The organism is Bacillus sp. K2I17 (genome assembly GCF_002209985.1).
In the GTDB taxonomy this organism is placed as follows: domain Bacteria; phylum Bacillota; class Bacilli; order Bacillales; family Bacillaceae_G; genus Bacillus_A; species Bacillus_A wiedmannii.
In genome coordinates this window covers 12,306-29,387 of sequence record NZ_NJGF01000002.1, presented here as the reverse complement: position 1 = coordinate 29,387, position 17,082 = coordinate 12,306, and the positions used below count along the sequence as shown (strand labels likewise).

Below are 17,082 nucleotides of genomic sequence, written 5' to 3'. Positions count from 1 at the left end.
CCTTTAATTATTCATTCATATAAAGATTTTTATAAGCTTATTATAGGTCTCTCTTAGCAGATCCTATAGTAGCTTACTTCTTATTTTACAATACAATGACCTAATTCAAAACGTATTCTACACAGTATTAATGAAGATTTAAGGAAACTTACATTTTATTAACATAGGTCTTACCACTACTGTAACATAAAAAGCAAGCTATCAGTAGAAATCTGTCCTACAAATAGCTTGCTTTTCTCGTTTTTTTAAGTAAGTTTTACTATCCAATGAATGGCATAAACATCGGTATGACAACTACAGTTACAACCCCAACTACTGTTACAGCAATACTTGCCATAGCTGCCTCTACTTCACCCATTTCAATTCCTACTGCCACTCCTAATGCGTGACCTGCTGTTCCAAGTGCTAAACCTTTTGCAATTGGATGTTTTACTCTAAATGTTTTTAAGAATAATGCTCCTAATGCGTATACAATAACTGCGTTAAAAATAACTGCAAACGATGTAATTGCTGGTATACCACCAATACTTTCAGAGATTGGTAATGCAATTGCTGTTGTTGCTGCTTGTGGTAACATTGAATTCATTACTGCTGTATCTAAACCAATTGCTTTTGCAACAATAAACACGACAATTACTGAGCAAATAGATCCAACCACGATAGCCGATAAAATTTGCCACCAATATTTTTTTAACTTATCCACTTGTTTATATAATGGAATTGCAAACGCGATTGTTGCTGGTTCTAAGAAGAAGCTAATCATTTTTCCGCCAGTATTATATTCTTCAAAAGTAAAGTTACCTACTTTTAGAAAGACAATCCCTAATACCATCGCTACGAATAATGGTGTGAATAAGAAGAATCCTTTTGAATGCTTAAATAATAATGTTCCGATTCCGTATGCGATTAATGAAACGACGATTCCGAAATATGGAGTCATTGTGCTTGCCATGTTCATTCCCTCCTAGCAATATATACTAAATTGGTTACGCAACTTTTCCGTGCTTGCGTCCTTTATTTACTACTTTCAATTCTTTCGTATCTTCTATTTCTTTATCGTCTTTTCCTAAAATAAATTGTGCAAATAATCCTGTTACAGCGAGTAAAATAATTGTTGCGACAACAATTACAGTTAAAATTTGTACAAAATATTGTCCCATTACACCGAGAGAATTAATAACCGAAATACCTGATGGAACGAAAAGGAATCCGATAATACCTGTTAAAGCCGTTCCGAGTGATTCAACTTGTTCCAATTTAATAACTTTTAAACATAATAGGCTAAATAAAATAACTAATCCGATCACCGATGAAGGCATCGGAATTGGTAAATGCGTTGCAATAATATTAGAAACTAACATAATAGCTGAAAATATGAATGCTTGTGATAAGAAACTATATACTTTTTTCGTACTCATTTTGGCCACCTCTTTCGATTTGGTACCTTTATTGTATAAGATAAAAACAAAGCTGTAAGCGTTTGCATAGCGGAACGTCAAATATACAAAATTAGTTACAAAAATAGGCAGATGAAATGCAAAAAGCTACTTCTTAAATACGAAGTAGCTTTTTGAGTTCTTTTGCATATGTACGGCTAACAGGTACTTTTGATCCTTCTTTCATAATTAAATTATATGTAGAATTGAACCATGGTTGTATTTCCGTAATATGATTAATATTTGCAATAAAACTGCGATGGACACGCATAAAACTTGCTTGTGGCAACTTCTTTTCCAAAATTACAAGTGTATCGTGTGTTACATACGTTTCTCTCATTGTTTTTACTGTCACTTTTCCATCCACAAGTCCTACATATATAATATCTTCAATATTCACAAGTACAATCGATTCCTCAATTGGTAATGCTAATTTATGCATCTCGGTCGTTACGTCTACACTCTTTACCTCTTGATTTGTTTCTAATTTTATTTGTTTTTGCTTTTTATATTTCTTTAATGTCTGTACGATACGTTCTTCATCAAATGGTTTTAAAATGTAGTCTAACGCGTCTACTTCAAATGCTTGCAGCGCATATTGATCATAGGCAGTAGCAAACACAATTGCAGGGGGATTTTTCATCTTCTTTAATATATTTGCGATTTCAAATCCGTTATCATCAGATAGCTGAATGTCTAGGAAAACAATATCTGGTTTGTTTTTCATTAATTCCTCTAATGCATCCTCTACACAATCCGCCTCACCAATTATCTCTACTTCTTTCGTTTGCTCTAATAAATACTTCAATTCATCACGTGCTAACATTTCATCGTCAACTACTAATACTTTTAACACTCCGTTCTTCCTCCCCTATTTTTTTAGGAATAACAAAAGTAATCTCTGTCCCCTCATTTAATTCACTTTCAATTTGAAGCATTGTCTCTTTCCCAAATAACCCGATAAGTCGTTCATTAATATTATATAAAGCTGTTCCAGTCCCTTTCTTTGACGACACTACCATTTTTCCTAATTGTTCTAAGCGTTCTTCCTCAATTCCTTGTCCATTATCTTTCACTTCGAAGTGAACCATGCCCCCTTTTTCAAAAACATGCACTTCTACTTCGCATACTGGCTGTTTCTTCGGAAAAGCATGTCGCAACGCATTTTCAACCAACAGTTGAAGAACAAATGGTGGTACTAATGTTGTCTTTAACTCTTCCTCAATATACATCTTTACTTCATACTTATTTGGGAATCTTGCTTGTTCTAGTGATAGGTATGCCTGTACATGGTTTAATTCTTGTTCTAGTGGAATCAACAACTGACGTGCCCCTTGCAAATTACAACGAAAATACACGCTAAGCTGCAATAATAACTTCCTTGCCTTTTCTACATCTGTTCGGCATAAAGCTGATACGGTATTAATCGCATTAAATAAAAAATGCGGATTGATTTGTGCTTGTAACGCTTTTATTTCGGCATCTTGCAATAACTTACTTTGTAACTCTGCTTCACCTAACTCAAGCTGCGTGGAAAATATTTTTGCTAATCCTTCTGCAAGTTCCTCTTCAACACGACTTAACTGGTTAGGGTTCTTGAAATACAGTTTTAATGTCCCTATCGTATTTTCATGTGAAGTTAATGGAATAACAATAGCTGCTTGCAAAGGACAGCCTTCATGTTGGCAATTAATAACCTCACGTGATTTCGCTTTCATTATTTTCCCTGTATGTAAAACCTCTTTCGATAAACCTGTTATTAAACTGTGTGAAGGAATATGATGATCTGATGCCAATCCAACGTGAGCTAATATTTTCTCTGTATCTGTTAAGGATACCGCATCCGTTCCCGTAAAACGGTGAATAATTTGTGCCACATGTTTACAAGACTCTTCTGTTAATCCCCTGCGAAAATATGGTAATGTCTTATCAGCAATTCGTAATACTTTATGCGTTTGCAGAGCTTTCGCGTTTTCTTCCTGACGCAAAATAGCTTGTATCATTGAAAGTAAAATAAAACTTCCGAAACTATTTACAAGGATCATTGGTATCGCAATTGTTTTCACGATACTAGTTCCATCCTCTACGACTAATAGGATCATAATCATTTCTAAAGAAACAATAAACACGCTTAAAATCGCTGAAAATTTAGGCGTAATTGCACGATTATATTTTTTGAAAATGTGTCCAATATACCCAGTTATAACACCTGCTAAAATTGAAGAGATTGCACAGCTTAGCGCTGTCGTCCCGCCAAGCATATAACGGTGAATACCAGCAATCGATCCTACTCCAATTCCGACGATAGGACCACCAAGCAATCCACTAATTCCAACACCCATAATACGTGTATTCGCAATTGTACTAGATGACGAAACACCTTGTAGCCAATTTTCATTCATAATTGTATTCCCCGCAATTTCAATTCCCGTGTAATTGCTGACAATTGTAAACACTGAAAAAATACAAATAAGCTTAAGCTTATCTACATACCCATCTTGTCTATGAAGAAGGCGCCTGAACGTTCTAATATGAGAAAGTAAAAATCCTAAAATAACAATAAGTCCGACACGTTCAATCATCATAAGTACTAAATTTAGCATCTGTGATTCATTCCTTTTTATATGAGTTAGTTTTATTATGGGAAAATAATGAAGTGGGCGTCAAGAAGAATGCAATATCTTTTGAAATATTTTACACATAACTATCCCCTCTTTATTTGACAACCTAATAGAAGAGTGCTAAAAATAAAGTAATATAATACAGTCCTTTAACCCAACCCCGTGAGGTTGAGAAGGAAGTCGGAATATACTATACGTATGGTCTTTTTTAGAGATACGTATGCTTTTTTGGCCTTCTCATCATATCAGGTGAGAAGGCCTTTTGTTATTCTTCCATAGCGACTGTAGAAGAAAATAAGGAGGAGTAATGATGAACGTTACTACTGATGTACAATCAACAACAGAGGAAACGAAGGAGAAAAGATATAAAACATTGTTTGGTTCTGCGCTAGGATATGCAGCAGAAGGTTTAGATATGTTGCTCTTATCTTTCGTACTGGTCTACATTTTAAAAGAATTTCATTTGAGCCCTGTTGAAGGTGGAAACTTGACATTAGCTACCACAATAGGAATGCTAATCGGGTCTTATTTATTTGGATTTATTGCTGATTTATTTGGGCGTATCCGTACGATGGCCTTCACAATCTTACTATTTTCACTCGCAACAGCACTTATTTATTTCGCAACAGATTATTGGCAATTATTAATTCTTCGCTTTTTAGTTGGAATGGGAGTTGGTGGTGAATTCGGGATTGGAATGGCCATCGTAACTGAAACATGGTCTAAAGAAATGCGCGCTAAGGCGACATCCGTTGTTGCACTTGGATGGCAATTTGGCGTACTAGTCGCTTCACTCCTTCCAGCATTTATCGTCCCGCATTTCGGATGGAGAGCTGTTTTCTTATTTGGACTCATTCCCGCTTTATTAGCTGTTTACGTCCGCAAAAGTTTAAGTGAACCGAAAATATGGGAACAAAAACAACGATACAAAAAAGAATTGTTACAAAAAGAAGCTGAAGGTAATTTAACAACTACCGAGGCAGAACAACTAAAGCAAATAAAAAAGTTCCCACTTCGAAAGTTATTTGCCAATAAAAAAGTAACGATAACAACAATCGGTCTTATTATTATGTCATTCATCCAGAACTTCGGATATTATGGAATTTTCACATGGATGCCAACTATTTTAGCGAATAAATATAACTACACATTAGCAAAAGCGAGCGGTTGGATGTTCATCTCTACAATTGGCATGCTAATTGGAATTGCAACTTTTGGTATTCTAGCTGATAAAATTGGTCGCCGTAAAACTTTTACAATCTATTATGTCGGTGGTACTATATACTGTCTCATTTACTTCTTCTTATTCACAGACTCAACATTATTGTTATGGGGAAGTGCATTGCTTGGATTCTTTGCCAATGGCATGATGGGAGGATTCGGGGCAGTTTTAGCCGAAAACTATCCTGCTGAAGCTCGCTCTACAGCAGAAAACTTTATTTTCGGTACAGGACGTGGTTTAGCTGGATTTGGGCCTGTTATTAACGGCTTACTTGCTGCAGGTGGTAATTTAATGGGAGCATTATCTCTCATCTTCATTATCTATCCAATCGGTTTAGTTACGATGTTATTATGTGTTCCAGAGACGAAAGATAAAGTATTAGAATAGATTGAAAATGTACAGAGTATGAACAGTAGTTAAATAAATAGCAAAGAGGAAGCATCTCAAATGAAACGCTTCCTCTTCTTATATAAATACAATTATTTATTTTGATTTACTAGCTTTTTGGAACAAGAAGCTAGTTTTATCTTCTTCTTTTACAATACCTTGTTTTAACGCTAATTCCCCTGCGACTTTAGGCGCTAGCCATAGCATCGGGAATAACAGAATAGATACTGGAACAGCCGTCACTACAATGAAGGATTGTAAGGCGTTAATACTTCCCTCACCCATATATAAAAGAATCGCCGCAACTGCGCCCATAATAAGCGACCAAAAAACTCGCAAACTAATTCTAGGATCTCCATCTCCAGTCACTGCCATTGAAATCGAATAAGCCATTGAATCTCCTGTTGTTACTACAAATAAAATTGTTAATAAAAGAAATGCAGGTCCAATAATATTAGATAGTGGCAGTTGCTCTGTAATTGCAATCATAGCCGCTGGCATACCAGATTCACTTAATGCCACCGAGATAGAACCAGGATTCATTAACTCATAAAACACACCTGATCCCCCTAGTATAGTAAACCAAAACGTTGTAATAATAGGTGCAATAATTCCAATTGCAACGATGATTTCTCGGATTGTTCTTCCTCTTGAAATTCGGCTCACTAAAATTGCCATCATCGGTCCATATCCAATAAACCATCCCCAGAAAAAGATTGTCCACGACCCTAACCAAGCCGTATCACCACGATATGTGCTCATTGGAATAAATTCATTTATATAAAATCCAAACGAAGAAACAAATGAATCGATAATAAATCCACCTGGTCCAAACAGTAATACGAATACCATTAATAAAACTGCTAACCTAACATTTAAATTACTTATAATTTGAATCCCTTTATCAATTCCCGTTACCGCAGATATAGTAGAAACAGCTACTACACAAACAATAATAGCTAATTGAGTAGTAAACACATCAGGAATGTTAAACAATGCTTGTAACCCATAACTTGCTTGTAGTCCTAAAAATCCGATTGGACCAATCGTCCCTGCAGCTACCGCAATAATGGCAAATACATCGATCATTGTTCCAAACCAACTCTTTCGCAATCTCTCCCCAAAGATAGGATATAAAAGCGTTCGAGGTTTTAACGGCATATCTTTATGATAATGCCCGTACATCATAACTACCGCACTAATTGTACCTAAAATCGTCCAAGCCAGGAAACCCCAGTGCATATAACTTTGTGCTAAAGCAGGCATTACCGCTTCTTGCGTCCCAGCAGTTATACCTTCATGTATTGGTGGCACCGTCATCAAATGGTACATCGGCTCTGCGGCTGCCCAAAAAACGCCACCTCCAGCAAGTAATGTAGACATAATAATAGCGAGCCATTTTGTCGTACTAATCTCAGGTTTTTCTAGCCCCCCAAGTTTAACTCTCCCATATTTCGAAAATGCCATACACATTGCAACAACAAATGTACCAATTAATAAAACTTGCCAAAAGGCACCAAAATATTTAATTGAAGCTGCAAAACTGCTATTAATGACTCCCTCTACGTAACTTTTATTTAAAATAACTGCAATTACAAATAATAAAAGTGAGCCACCACTAATAAGAAATACAGGCCAATCCGTTTTTCGACTCTTCATTCTCATTTACACTTCCTCCTTCCTCAGCAATCTAAAAAAACAACTTTATTATGTTTTATTGTTTACATCCAAAACACAATGATTATATAAGCATAATAATTCATCAATTTTCTACACACTTATGTTGTCCCTAAAAATATGCTAAATCCCTTATTTAAAAGAAAATTTCTATTCCTATTACATAAAAAAGCAAAACAAAAGACCTTATATTTCTATAAGGTCTTCGAAACAGAAATTTGATTATAACATAAGGAACTCCTTGGTTCAAAAAGCTCCTTCCAAAAATAACCGAGAGTAAAGGCTTCCATTTGCTACGTAACAGTAATCAAAAAAAATTATAATTTGCATAAAAAAACTATACTAAATATTATTTATGAAAGAAATTTGGCTTCAAAATTTCATTCGGATACGGTTTATGATAAATATGAGTGGTAGCTGGGGATAATGGTGGAATGAGCCACACCCAATTGCCCGTTACAACACGACCACAAGCTACTTCTTGCTTCTCAAATTGTTGAAATTGTTGTGCAGCAGTATGATGGTCAACAATACTAACTCCTTGTTTTTTAAAGGAATGTAACACAGCTACGTTTAATTCAATTAACGCCTTATCTTTCCATAACATACCGTTTCTCGATGTATCGAGCTTCATCATCTCCGCAACAGCTGGCAGTAAATTATAACGATCATGATCCGCTAAGTTACGCGCCCCAATCTCCGTCCCCATATACCATCCATTGAATGGAGCAGCTGTATAGGAAATACCGCCAATTTCTAAGCGCATATCTGAAATCATTGGAACCCCATACCATTTTGCTCCTAAAGATGAGATTGGGTACTCTGGATGTTCAATTGGTACCTCTTTCACTTCTTTTTTAGGAATTTCTTTATATACAGGTTCTTTTCCATCGACAGAAAAAACAAGTGGCAATACATCGAAATTCGTACCTTCTCCTTGCCAGCCAAGTTCCTGGCAAAAATCCGTAAACGCAGTGGAATGAGAGTCACCAATCACTCCCATTTCTGTTTTATACCCTGCATACCGAATCAATTGGTGATTATAAATTCGTATATTATTTTCTTCACCTTGATATTGCTTAAAAATTGTAATTGTCGGTTTAACTTTCCCATCGTTCGTTGCATATTTAATATGATGAATTAATGCGTTGTATACACCTTCCTCATCATTTACTTCACGTGCATCTAATATGTGCATCTTACTCCAAAATAGTCTTCCGATACATCGATTACTATTGCGCCATGCCATTCGTGATCCATGAACAAGTTCTTCAAATGTATGCTCATACGTCCCCGTCTTCTCTATCTCAACTTGAATTTCTTTTATTCTCTCTTCTATGAATTGTTCTTTATTAAGCTCTTTATAGCAAACCGTAATAAAATGACTCGCTTCCTCTATTAATTGTTTCGTTTTACTCATAAACGATCTCCTTCTATTTCAACAAAACGTTACTACTTTACAGTATAAGCAAAAAGAATAAGAGTCACAAATGAAAGTCGAAGTGTTACTTTTATTGTAATATTTTTCAGAAAATTAAAGAGATTACTATTGACTTGTATAAAAAATAGGTGTATTTTTGACTCAGGTAAATTATTTTTACCTAGACCAACTTTTTAATGAGAAAGGAGGGAATGTTATGTCTTCATTTCAATTGCCAAAGCTTTCATATGACTATGATGAACTAGAGCCATATATCGATAGCAACACGCTTTCTATTCATCATGGAAAGCACCATGCGACATACGTAAATAACTTGAATGCCGCTTTAGAAAACTATACGGAATTACATAATAAATCTTTAGAAGAGTTACTATGTAATTTAGAAACTTTACCAAAAGAAATTGTTACAGCTGTCAGAAATAACGGTGGTGGTCACTATTGTCATAGTCTTTTTTGGGAAGTAATGAGCCCGCGAAGTGGCGGTGAGCCTAATGGAGACGTTGCAAAAGTAATTGATTATTATTTCAATACCTTTGACAACTTAAAAGATCAACTTTCCAAAGCAGCTATTAGTCGTTTTGGAAGTGGCTATGGATGGCTTGTTCTGGACGGTGAGGAACTTTCCGTTATGAGTACACCCAATCAAGATACACCTTTGCAAGAAGGTAAAATTCCATTACTCGTCATCGATGTATGGGAACATGCCTATTATTTAAAGTATCAAAATCGGCGTCCAGAATTTGTTACCAACTGGTGGCATACAGTGAACTGGGACCAGGTAAATGAAAAGTATTTACAAGCAATGCGATCACAAAAACATTAGTCGTGCGTATAAGGTAAGTTTGGTAATGTAAAATTAGTATTGTTGAAATCCTCCAGAATCCCCCGGATTGCCACCGGGGGATTTATGATTATTTCATTGCATGTATGTAATAACGTAATACTTGTTCTATTTCTATTTTCAATTCTCGGAACGGGAATCCTAATTCACTAGCTTTTCCATTATGTAATGTACAATTAATCACTTCATTATAAGGTGCTACATTATCTCCTACTTCTTGAACGAGTGCTTTTATTCCCGTATTTTCTTCTATGAAATGAATAACTTCTCGAGTAGAAACTACCCCGTTGCTACAAGCATTAATTGGCCCTTCTATGTCCTTCATCCCGCACCAAGCTAAAAATTCTCCTGCTTCTTTTTCATGTATAAATGATAACTCTCCATCTAGATCATTCACGGCGACAGGTTCTTGCTTCACAATATGTTCAACGTAAAATTGTAATCTTTTCGTATAATCGTTTTCTCCAATAACAACTGGAAAACGTACTGCAACAACTGGGAATGTTGCTTGTTGAAATACAGCAGCTTCAGCTAGTCGCTTGCCTTCACCATAATTAAAATCCGTCCTATCTCCATACGTAATGGCATACTCGTACGGATTAAATTTCTCTTCTAACAAGCCTATTGCTGGCTCGTAAACAGCCATTGAAGATGTCATAATGTATTTCTTCGTTTTTCCTCGTAACACTCCACATACTATCTTCGCCGCATTCGAGCTATAGCATAAATTATCGTATACGATATCATAACTTTTATCTTCTAGACGCTCAGCTAGTTGTTTTTCGTCTTCTCTATCTACAATCAATCTGTTTACTACACTTCCAAAAGAATCTTCAGTAATGCCTCTCGTCGCAATTGTTACATCGTGTCCAGCTTGCAAAAGTGCTTCTACTAAATGTTTACCAAAAAATCTTGTTCCCCCTAGCACCAATACTTTTTTCAACTTCATCATCCCCATTTTAATAAATTGTAAAATACTACCTCTCTATTATAAATGCTAATATATAAAAAGCATGAAATTCGTTTAACGATTCCATGCTTTTCTACAGAAAATATATTAACGTACTCGATATTTATAAATACAGTAACAGAAGTATAAAATAGAAATTACGGATACATAAACCCATAGTTCATATACGAATCCCTCTCCCCATACTCCCATAAAATAAAAGAGTGAAGGCAACGTCAATGTTACCCATGATTGTACGAAGGCAATTCTTCCAAGATATTGATTGATATTCTTCTTTTGTGTATTTAATACAAAGAATAAATACCAAAGTAATGCCCACATAAACCACGTTAATGCATTAACAACATCGTGAAATTGAACAAATGAAACAACCATATAGAATAAAGCAATAATTGCTACCCAAATACAAAACCAACCTAAACCGCTACTATCCATTCCTTTTATAAAGGTAACACCTACATATAAATAGGTTAATCCAAATAAGAAAGTAGCTGCATATGAATACACTGTCCAATTGCTTTGGTCAGAAATCATGATCAAATAGAACGGAATAATAATTTGTAGTGCACCCACAAATAAATTAAAAACACCCGCACTTTTCATCTCTGCTTTCCCTAATATAACAAGACTATTTAAAAATAAAGCTGCACCCGAAAGTAATAATCCTACGTACCCCATATATCCTCATGTGAAAACCTTACATTTTCACACTGTACCCTCCCCGTCTTGTAAAAATTATATTATTCCTTATTCTCCTTCTTACTTACAACTACATACGAAGTTTTTTTGAAAATAAGTCAGACTTCCTACCTTAAAAAACAATAGAAAAACCCTTTTCATACATTTCATACAGTAATGATGTCAATCAAAATATATCACGCAATAAAAACGCTTTCAATAATACGTAATTCAAGCAAAAAGCTAACAAGATTATTTGATTATAAACGCACTTTAACAATGATACAAGTATTGGAATACTTTTCAATAGAACCGGTTGCTATTCAAATGCTATGGTCAGTAATATTTTATTACATTCTCTTTCCTAAATTGAACATATTACTGACCTCAAGCAACATAATAAAGAAAACAATTTATTATATACATAAAATATCCTACAAATTAATAAGAGAATGCTTTACTAACTACCTTAAATCATTTGATAGCCGTTTTTATTATTTACCTGCCATCTCCAAGAATCTACACACATCTCTTCTAACCCATATTCTGCTTCCCATCCTAATTCTCGTTTCGCTTTAGATACATCAGCAAAACATACTGCTACATCACCAGGACGACGCCCTATCACTTTATAAGGTATTTTTTTACCTGAAACCTCCTCAAAAGCCTTTATCATCTCTAACACACTATACCCTTTACCTGTGCCAAGATTATATGCCTCTATTCCTTTCGTCTCAAGTACTTTCTCAAGTGCCTTTACATGTCCTTTTGCAAGGTCAACAACGTGAATATAATCACGGACACCTGTCCCGTCTTTTGTTGGATAGTCGTTTCCGAATATATTTAGTTCCTTTAATTTACCTACCGCCACCTGCGTTACATATGGCATTAAATTATTCGGAATCCCATTTGGATCTTCTCCAATACGACCACTTTTATGTGCTCCGAAGGGATTGAAATAACGAAGTAACGCAATACTCCATTCATCATCAGCTTTTGCCACATCACGCATAATTTGCTCAATCATTAATTTTGTTTGCCCATATGGATTTGTCACACTTAGTGGAAATTCTTCTGTAATTGGTGACGTTTTTGGAATTCCATATACAGTTGCAGATGAACTAAAAATAAACTTTTTAACATGATGTTTCTGCATCACATCACATAGTACGATTGTACTTATTATATTATTATAATAATATGTTAGAGGAATTGTAGTCGATTCCCCCACTGCTTTAAATCCAGCAAAATGTATAACCGCTTCAATATTATTTTTCAAAAAAATCTCATTCATTTTTTCACGATTTAAAACACTTTCTTTATAAAATTCAAATTGTTTTCCTGTTATTTCTTTTACCCGATTTAAGGACTCGATTGAACTATTTGAAAGATTATCTACGACTATAATTTTATAATTATTATTTAATAATTCTATACACGTATGACTACCAATATATCCTGCTCCACCTGTTATAAGTATCGCCATATATATAGTCCCCCACTTATTATTAATTATAAAATTTTATAACCTCAATACAAATCTATCCTACCATAAAAGACTGATAATTTAGAATATTTATTTCGAATTATTATTTATATAAAAAAGAGCCGCATAACCTTTACGTTATGCAACTCTTTAACATACATATGTGTCTATATCTTTATTTATTAATCAAGAAAAAATAAAAATCACTCGGAAATTTCATCTTGTTAAATTACGTAGCAATATACACTTAAAAAGTGGGCAAGGCTTCCCAATAACACGAACACGTGAAAAATTTCATGATGCCCCATATGTTTAAACTCTAACCATTTTGGCTTTGTTCCATAAATAAATCCACCGATTGTATAAAGAATGCCTCCAAGCACTAGAAGCACGATACCTCCTGCACTTAAGTTAGCAGCTAACGGTGCAAAGAACAGAACAATTAACCAGCCCATTGTAATATAAATTGCTGTTGATAACCATCTCGGGCAACTAAACCAAAACATTTTAAAAACAATACCACAAATGGCAGTTGCATAAACTAAACAAAATAATAATAAACCTTTTGCGGAATGTAATGTAATTAAACAAAATGGTGCATATGTACCTGCAATCAATATAAAAATCATAGAGTGATCAAGCTTCCGAAAGAAATAAATAACACGTTCACTGGCTACAACACTATGATATACAGCTGATGCTGTATACAGAACCATCATTCCGATACCAAACAAAATAACAGCTGTAATTGCCGCAAAAGATGGCATCTTAATAGAAACTTTTACAAGCATAGCTAATAATGCAATAAATGATAATACAGCTCCTCCCAAGTGGGTAAAAGCATTAACTGGTTCTCTTACATAAGTATTCATATATACACCCCTCATATAATTACATGTAGTTTTAATAACTACATGTAATTATATACGCATTATTATTAGAGGTCAACATTTACAATTCATTTGTTTCGTAATACCATATTTAGAGATAAACTAAACATTATGCTCCACTAAGTTATAAAAGTGAGGGGTTCTACGTGGAAAATATAAATAAACTGCTTGAAACATTACATTTAGAAAAAAACATTACGCTTGAGGATATTCCAAATGTCGACTTGTATGTAGACCAGGTTGTCCAATTATTTGAAAATACTTATTCGGATACAACAAGAACCGATGATGAAAAAGTATTAACAAAAACAATGATTAACAATTACGCAAAAGGGAAACTGTTTATTCCAATCAAAAATAAAAAATACTCAAAAGAGCATATGATTTTAATCAGCTTAATTTATCAATTAAAAGGAGCCCTTTCCATTAATGACATAAAAAGCTCCTTAGAAAATATAAATGAATCCTTATTAAACGATGATTCATTCGAATTAAATACATTATATAAAGATTATCTTTCTCTTACCGAAAAAAACGTCGAAAGCTTTACACAAGACGTAAATAATCTTGTTTCAGAAGTAAGTGAAATTTCTTCCTTAGAAGATCCGAATCTAGAGAAATTTTTATTACTAACATCATTTGTGTCGATGAGTAATATGTATAGGCGCTTAGCTGAGAAGTTGATTGATGATTTAAAAGAATCTTAAATAAAAAAACTATCCACCTGTTATAGTGGATAGTTTTTTGTTTACTTAATTGCCTCATGAACTTTTAATTGTTTACCTTTTATCGTTGTATTTCTCATAACCTTTAAAACAAGTGGTCCTTTTCCGTTTAATATTTCAACATACGAAACATTATCTTGTATTGTAATAATACCTATATCATCAGCAGAAACACCTTGAATTTTAGCAATTGTACCAACGAAATCTACCGCCCTAATTTTCTTTTTCTTTCCGCCATTAAAGTACAATTTCATAATTCCTTTGTTTAAGTCTGCATTTTTATCTTTCTTTATAATTGGTTTAGCATATATTTTTTCTTCAAATACTGCTTTCTCCTTTATAACTTCTTCTTTTGAAGGTGCCAGTTCCTTTGGAATTTCAAATCCGATATATTCCTCGATCTCTTCTAAAAATCTATTTTCATAAGGCGTTATAAATGTAATAGCTTTTCCATTATTACCAGCTCGTCCCGTCCTTCCAGTACGGTGTACATAGCTTTCTTTTTCTAATGGAATATCGTAATTAATAACATGTGTAATATTATCAATATCAATTCCTCTCGCAGCTACATCAGTTGCTACTAAATAACGGAACTTTCCTTTTCTAAAATCATCCATAACTTCAAAACGATCTTCCTGCACCATACCACCGTGTATTTTGTCACAAGGATAATTAACTCGTTTTAGCTGTCTATATACATGGTCTACGTTTTCTTGTGTACGACAAAAAATAATGCAACTGTCTGGATTTTCAATCATAGTTACATCCTTAAGAAGTGAAAGCTTCTCTTCTTCCCTTACTTCAAAAAGGGTATGTTCAATTTTATCTGTTGTAATCCCAGCTGCTTTAATTTCAATATGAGTTGGTGCATTCATATATGTACGGGATAACTTTTCAATATCTTCCGGTAGGGTTGCTGAAAATAGCATTGTCATTCTTTTTGTAGGTAATTCATCAATAATTGCCTCTACTTGATCGATAAAGCCCATATTTAGCATTTCATCTGCTTCATCAATCACTAAATATTTCAATCGATCTAAAGAAAGGGTCCCTTTTTCAATATGATCCAACACACGTCCTGGGGTCCCCACTACAATATGCGTCTTTTGCTTTAGCTCTAATTTTTGACGTGCAAATGGAGATTTACCATAAATTGCAGCAGCTTTAATTCTTTTGAATCGCCCTATATTCGTAATATCTTCTTTCACTTGAACAGCAAGTTCCCTCGTTGGTGTTAAAACTAATGCTTGTGGTTTATTCTCTTCCCACTCTACCATTTCACAAAGTGGTATTCCGAACGAAGCCGTTTTTCCACTTCCCGTTTGCGACTTTACAACAAGATCCTTCTTTTGCAATGCAACTGGAATAACCTCTCCTTGCACTTCTGTCGGATGCTCATATCCTAAACCAGTAAGTGCTCGTCTTACTTCTTTACTTAATGCATAATTACTAAAGCTTTTTTTACTCATATATTAACCTCATTTGATTTTATATTTAACCTATTATGTTCTTCATACCTCACTTTAGACTATAGTAAGATACTATATTAATCCACTGTTTTCAATTCGTTTCAACCTAAATTTATCTAAGTATAATTTTAAAATAGGAAAAGGCAGCCTTAATAATAAGTCTGCCCTATCTATACTGTATTCATTTTTACGGAACTAATTTTTTCACAACTGGTATTCTTTGCAATACTAACGTAATTACCAGACTAAGAACAATTGTAATCGTTACATTAATAGGTATTGCCAATATTGCATGTACACGCTCATTTACCTTAGGGAAAACCATGTACAACAAGTTATTTAATAAGAAGAAGTGAAGAATATAGATTCCAAGGCTTGCTTGATTTATAAAACGGAATAACAATGGTAATTCTCTTTCTGACTTTTGGAATGCATATTTGAAAAATATAAATAATCCGATCGCCATCAGTACAACACCTGGCGCAAAATATCCATACCAAAACTGCTCTAACTGTCCATTTGCTTTTACTGTATAGTAATATGTAATAAAGAATGTACTAATAAATCCTACAAGTCCTCCAATGTAAGAAATATTCCTCCATTTTTTCGAAATATCGTAATTGGATAAATAATAACCAAGTAAGAAATACCCTACATAATTTGTAACGTAAAATAATTCAATGTTAAAGTTGATAGGATAATAATATTTCACTAAATTGACTACAACAGACGCATATAGCCATAAAATTAAAAAGTATTCTATCTCTCTTTTTTTAGCGTTCTTCACAAAGATTTTCAGTAGAGGTGTAATTAAATATATCCCTACAATCATGTATAAGAACCATAAATGTCCCCCAATAGTATCCGTTAAAAAGTGCTTTATCCCTTGCTTTAAAGATGCCGGGAAATATCCTGCATATGCTCCATATGCATAAAATATAGCGCTCCAAGCTACAAAAGGTATAATTACTTTACTTGCACGCTTCTGTAAAAATTCCCCGACTGAAATATCTTTTGTACCCTTTAACAATAACGCTCCACTAATCATTACAAAAATCGGAACACTCGCACGTGAAATCGATTCAAACAAGTTACCAGCCATCCAGCGTGATACGTTATTTGCATCTAACATAGAAACATAACCAGCAGAAACGTGAATTGTAACCACTGCGATCGTTGCTAATACACGCAACCAATCCATATATACTAAGCGCTTCATTAGCACCCCTCCTAAATTTA

At 34.3% G+C, this 17,082-nt stretch carries 15 protein-coding genes; 3 read left to right on the top strand and 12 right to left on the bottom strand.

What is annotated here, in order from left to right:
- Positions 1-259: 259 nt before the first annotated feature.
- The 4 genes from lrgB to lytS form a co-directional block, all read right to left on the bottom strand.
- Complete coding sequence (lrgB, locus tag CER22_RS03590) at positions 260-952, bottom strand: antiholin-like protein LrgB (protein WP_000168869.1); 693 nt, start codon at positions 950-952, stop codon at positions 260-262.
- A gap of 34 nt (positions 953-986) precedes the next feature.
- Positions 987-1,418, bottom strand: a complete 432-nt coding sequence (lrgA, locus tag CER22_RS03585; protein WP_000104908.1) for an antiholin-like murein hydrolase modulator LrgA — start codon at positions 1,416-1,418, stop codon at positions 987-989.
- 133 nt (positions 1,419-1,551) lie between these two features.
- Positions 1,552-2,292, bottom strand: a complete 741-nt coding sequence (locus CER22_RS03580; RefSeq protein ID WP_048542820.1) for a LytR/AlgR family response regulator transcription factor — start codon at positions 2,290-2,292, stop codon at positions 1,552-1,554.
- Complete coding sequence (gene lytS, locus CER22_RS03575; RefSeq protein ID WP_088065076.1) at positions 2,270-4,039, bottom strand: two-component system sensor histidine kinase LytS; 1,770 nt, start codon at positions 4,037-4,039, stop codon at positions 2,270-2,272. The genes CER22_RS03580 and lytS overlap by 23 nt, the downstream gene beginning before the upstream one ends.
- 328 nt (positions 4,040-4,367) lie before the next feature.
- Here lytS and CER22_RS03570 point away from each other — a divergent pair, with 328 nt between their 5' ends.
- Positions 4,368-5,666 (top strand): MFS transporter, encoded by a 1,299-nt coding sequence (locus tag CER22_RS03570; protein ID WP_088608195.1) that lies wholly within the window; start codon positions 4,368-4,370, stop codon positions 5,664-5,666.
- Positions 5,667-5,762: 96 nt separating this feature from the next.
- On the opposite strand, the gene CER22_RS03565 is transcribed toward CER22_RS03570, so the two are convergent.
- Together CER22_RS03565 and CER22_RS03560 are read right to left on the bottom strand one after the other, a co-directional pair.
- Entirely contained in the window at positions 5,763-7,331 is a 1,569-nt protein-coding gene (locus CER22_RS03565; RefSeq protein WP_088608194.1) for a BCCT family transporter, read from the bottom strand.
- Between the two features lie 361 nt (positions 7,332-7,692).
- Positions 7,693-8,763, bottom strand: coding sequence for a nitric oxide synthase oxygenase (locus CER22_RS03560; RefSeq protein WP_088608193.1), 1,071 nt, complete (start codon positions 8,761-8,763; stop codon positions 7,693-7,695).
- 217 nt (positions 8,764-8,980) lie between these two features.
- On the opposite strand from CER22_RS03560, the gene sodA reads away from it, so the two are divergent.
- Positions 8,981-9,607 (top strand): superoxide dismutase [Mn], encoded by a 627-nt coding sequence (sodA, locus tag CER22_RS03550; RefSeq protein WP_088608192.1) that lies wholly within the window; start codon positions 8,981-8,983, stop codon positions 9,605-9,607.
- Between the two features lie 88 nt (positions 9,608-9,695).
- On the opposite strand, the gene CER22_RS03545 is transcribed toward sodA, so the two are convergent.
- From CER22_RS03545 to trhA, 4 genes are all read right to left on the bottom strand, one after another.
- Positions 9,696-10,583, bottom strand: a complete 888-nt coding sequence (locus tag CER22_RS03545) for an NAD-dependent epimerase/dehydratase family protein (protein WP_142293425.1) — start codon at positions 10,581-10,583, stop codon at positions 9,696-9,698.
- Positions 10,584-10,682: 99 nt separating this feature from the next.
- Positions 10,683-11,273 (bottom strand): AmiS/UreI family transporter, encoded by a 591-nt coding sequence (locus CER22_RS03540; protein ID WP_000542569.1) that lies wholly within the window; start codon positions 11,271-11,273, stop codon positions 10,683-10,685.
- A gap of 469 nt (positions 11,274-11,742) precedes the next feature.
- On the bottom strand, positions 11,743-12,759 hold the full coding sequence (gene galE, locus CER22_RS03535) for a UDP-glucose 4-epimerase GalE (protein ID WP_087981865.1): 1,017 nt from the start codon (positions 12,757-12,759) through the stop codon (positions 11,743-11,745).
- A 224-nt stretch (positions 12,760-12,983) separates the two neighbouring features.
- Positions 12,984-13,631 (bottom strand): PAQR family membrane homeostasis protein TrhA, encoded by a 648-nt coding sequence (gene trhA, locus CER22_RS03530; protein ID WP_088608191.1) that lies wholly within the window; start codon positions 13,629-13,631, stop codon positions 12,984-12,986.
- Positions 13,632-13,795: 164 nt separating this feature from the next.
- On the opposite strand from trhA, the gene CER22_RS03525 reads away from it, so the two are divergent.
- Positions 13,796-14,356: a DUF1836 domain-containing protein gene (locus CER22_RS03525; RefSeq protein WP_088608190.1), complete on the top strand. Its 561-nt coding sequence runs from the start codon at positions 13,796-13,798 to the stop codon at positions 14,354-14,356.
- Positions 14,357-14,397: 41 nt separating this feature from the next.
- Here CER22_RS03525 and dbpA read toward each other — a convergent pair whose 3' ends face one another.
- The gene (gene dbpA / locus CER22_RS03520) at positions 14,398-15,843 is read right to left on the bottom strand and encodes an ATP-dependent RNA helicase DbpA (protein ID WP_087981861.1); all 1,446 of its coding nucleotides are present in this window, start codon (positions 15,841-15,843) and stop codon (positions 14,398-14,400) included.
- Positions 15,844-16,030: 187 nt separating this feature from the next.
- Complete coding sequence (locus tag CER22_RS03515; protein WP_087981859.1) at positions 16,031-17,062, bottom strand: acyltransferase; 1,032 nt, start codon at positions 17,060-17,062, stop codon at positions 16,031-16,033.
- Positions 17,063-17,082 lie beyond the last annotated feature (20 nt).

Coding starts and splice junctions, on each gene's coding strand:
- sodA (WP_088608192.1), top strand. CDS start 8,981: ATGTCTTCATTTCAATTGCCAAAGCTTTCATATGACTATGATGAACTA.
- CER22_RS03515 (WP_087981859.1), bottom strand. CDS start 17,062: ATGAAGCGCTTAGTATATATGGATTGGTTGCGTGTATTAGCAACGATC.
- CER22_RS03570 (WP_088608195.1), top strand. CDS start 4,368: ATGAACGTTACTACTGATGTACAATCAACAACAGAGGAAACGAAGGAG.
- dbpA (WP_087981861.1), bottom strand. CDS start 15,843: ATGAGTAAAAAAAGCTTTAGTAATTATGCATTAAGTAAAGAAGTAAGA.
- CER22_RS03560 (WP_088608193.1), bottom strand. CDS start 8,763: ATGAGTAAAACGAAACAATTAATAGAGGAAGCGAGTCATTTTATTACG.
- galE (WP_087981865.1), bottom strand. CDS start 12,759: ATGGCGATACTTATAACAGGTGGAGCAGGATATATTGGTAGTCATACG.
- CER22_RS03540 (WP_000542569.1), bottom strand. CDS start 11,273: ATGGGGTACGTAGGATTATTACTTTCGGGTGCAGCTTTATTTTTAAAT.
- trhA (WP_088608191.1), bottom strand. CDS start 13,631: ATGAATACTTATGTAAGAGAACCAGTTAATGCTTTTACCCACTTGGGA.
- lrgA (WP_000104908.1), bottom strand. CDS start 1,418: ATGAGTACGAAAAAAGTATATAGTTTCTTATCACAAGCATTCATATTT.
- CER22_RS03545 (WP_142293425.1), bottom strand. CDS start 10,583: ATGGGGATGATGAAGTTGAAAAAAGTATTGGTGCTAGGGGGAACAAGA.
- lrgB (WP_000168869.1), bottom strand. CDS start 952: ATGGCAAGCACAATGACTCCATATTTCGGAATCGTCGTTTCATTAATC.
- lytS (WP_088065076.1), bottom strand. CDS start 4,039: ATGCTAAATTTAGTACTTATGATGATTGAACGTGTCGGACTTATTGTT.
- CER22_RS03565 (WP_088608194.1), bottom strand. CDS start 7,331: ATGAGAATGAAGAGTCGAAAAACGGATTGGCCTGTATTTCTTATTAGT.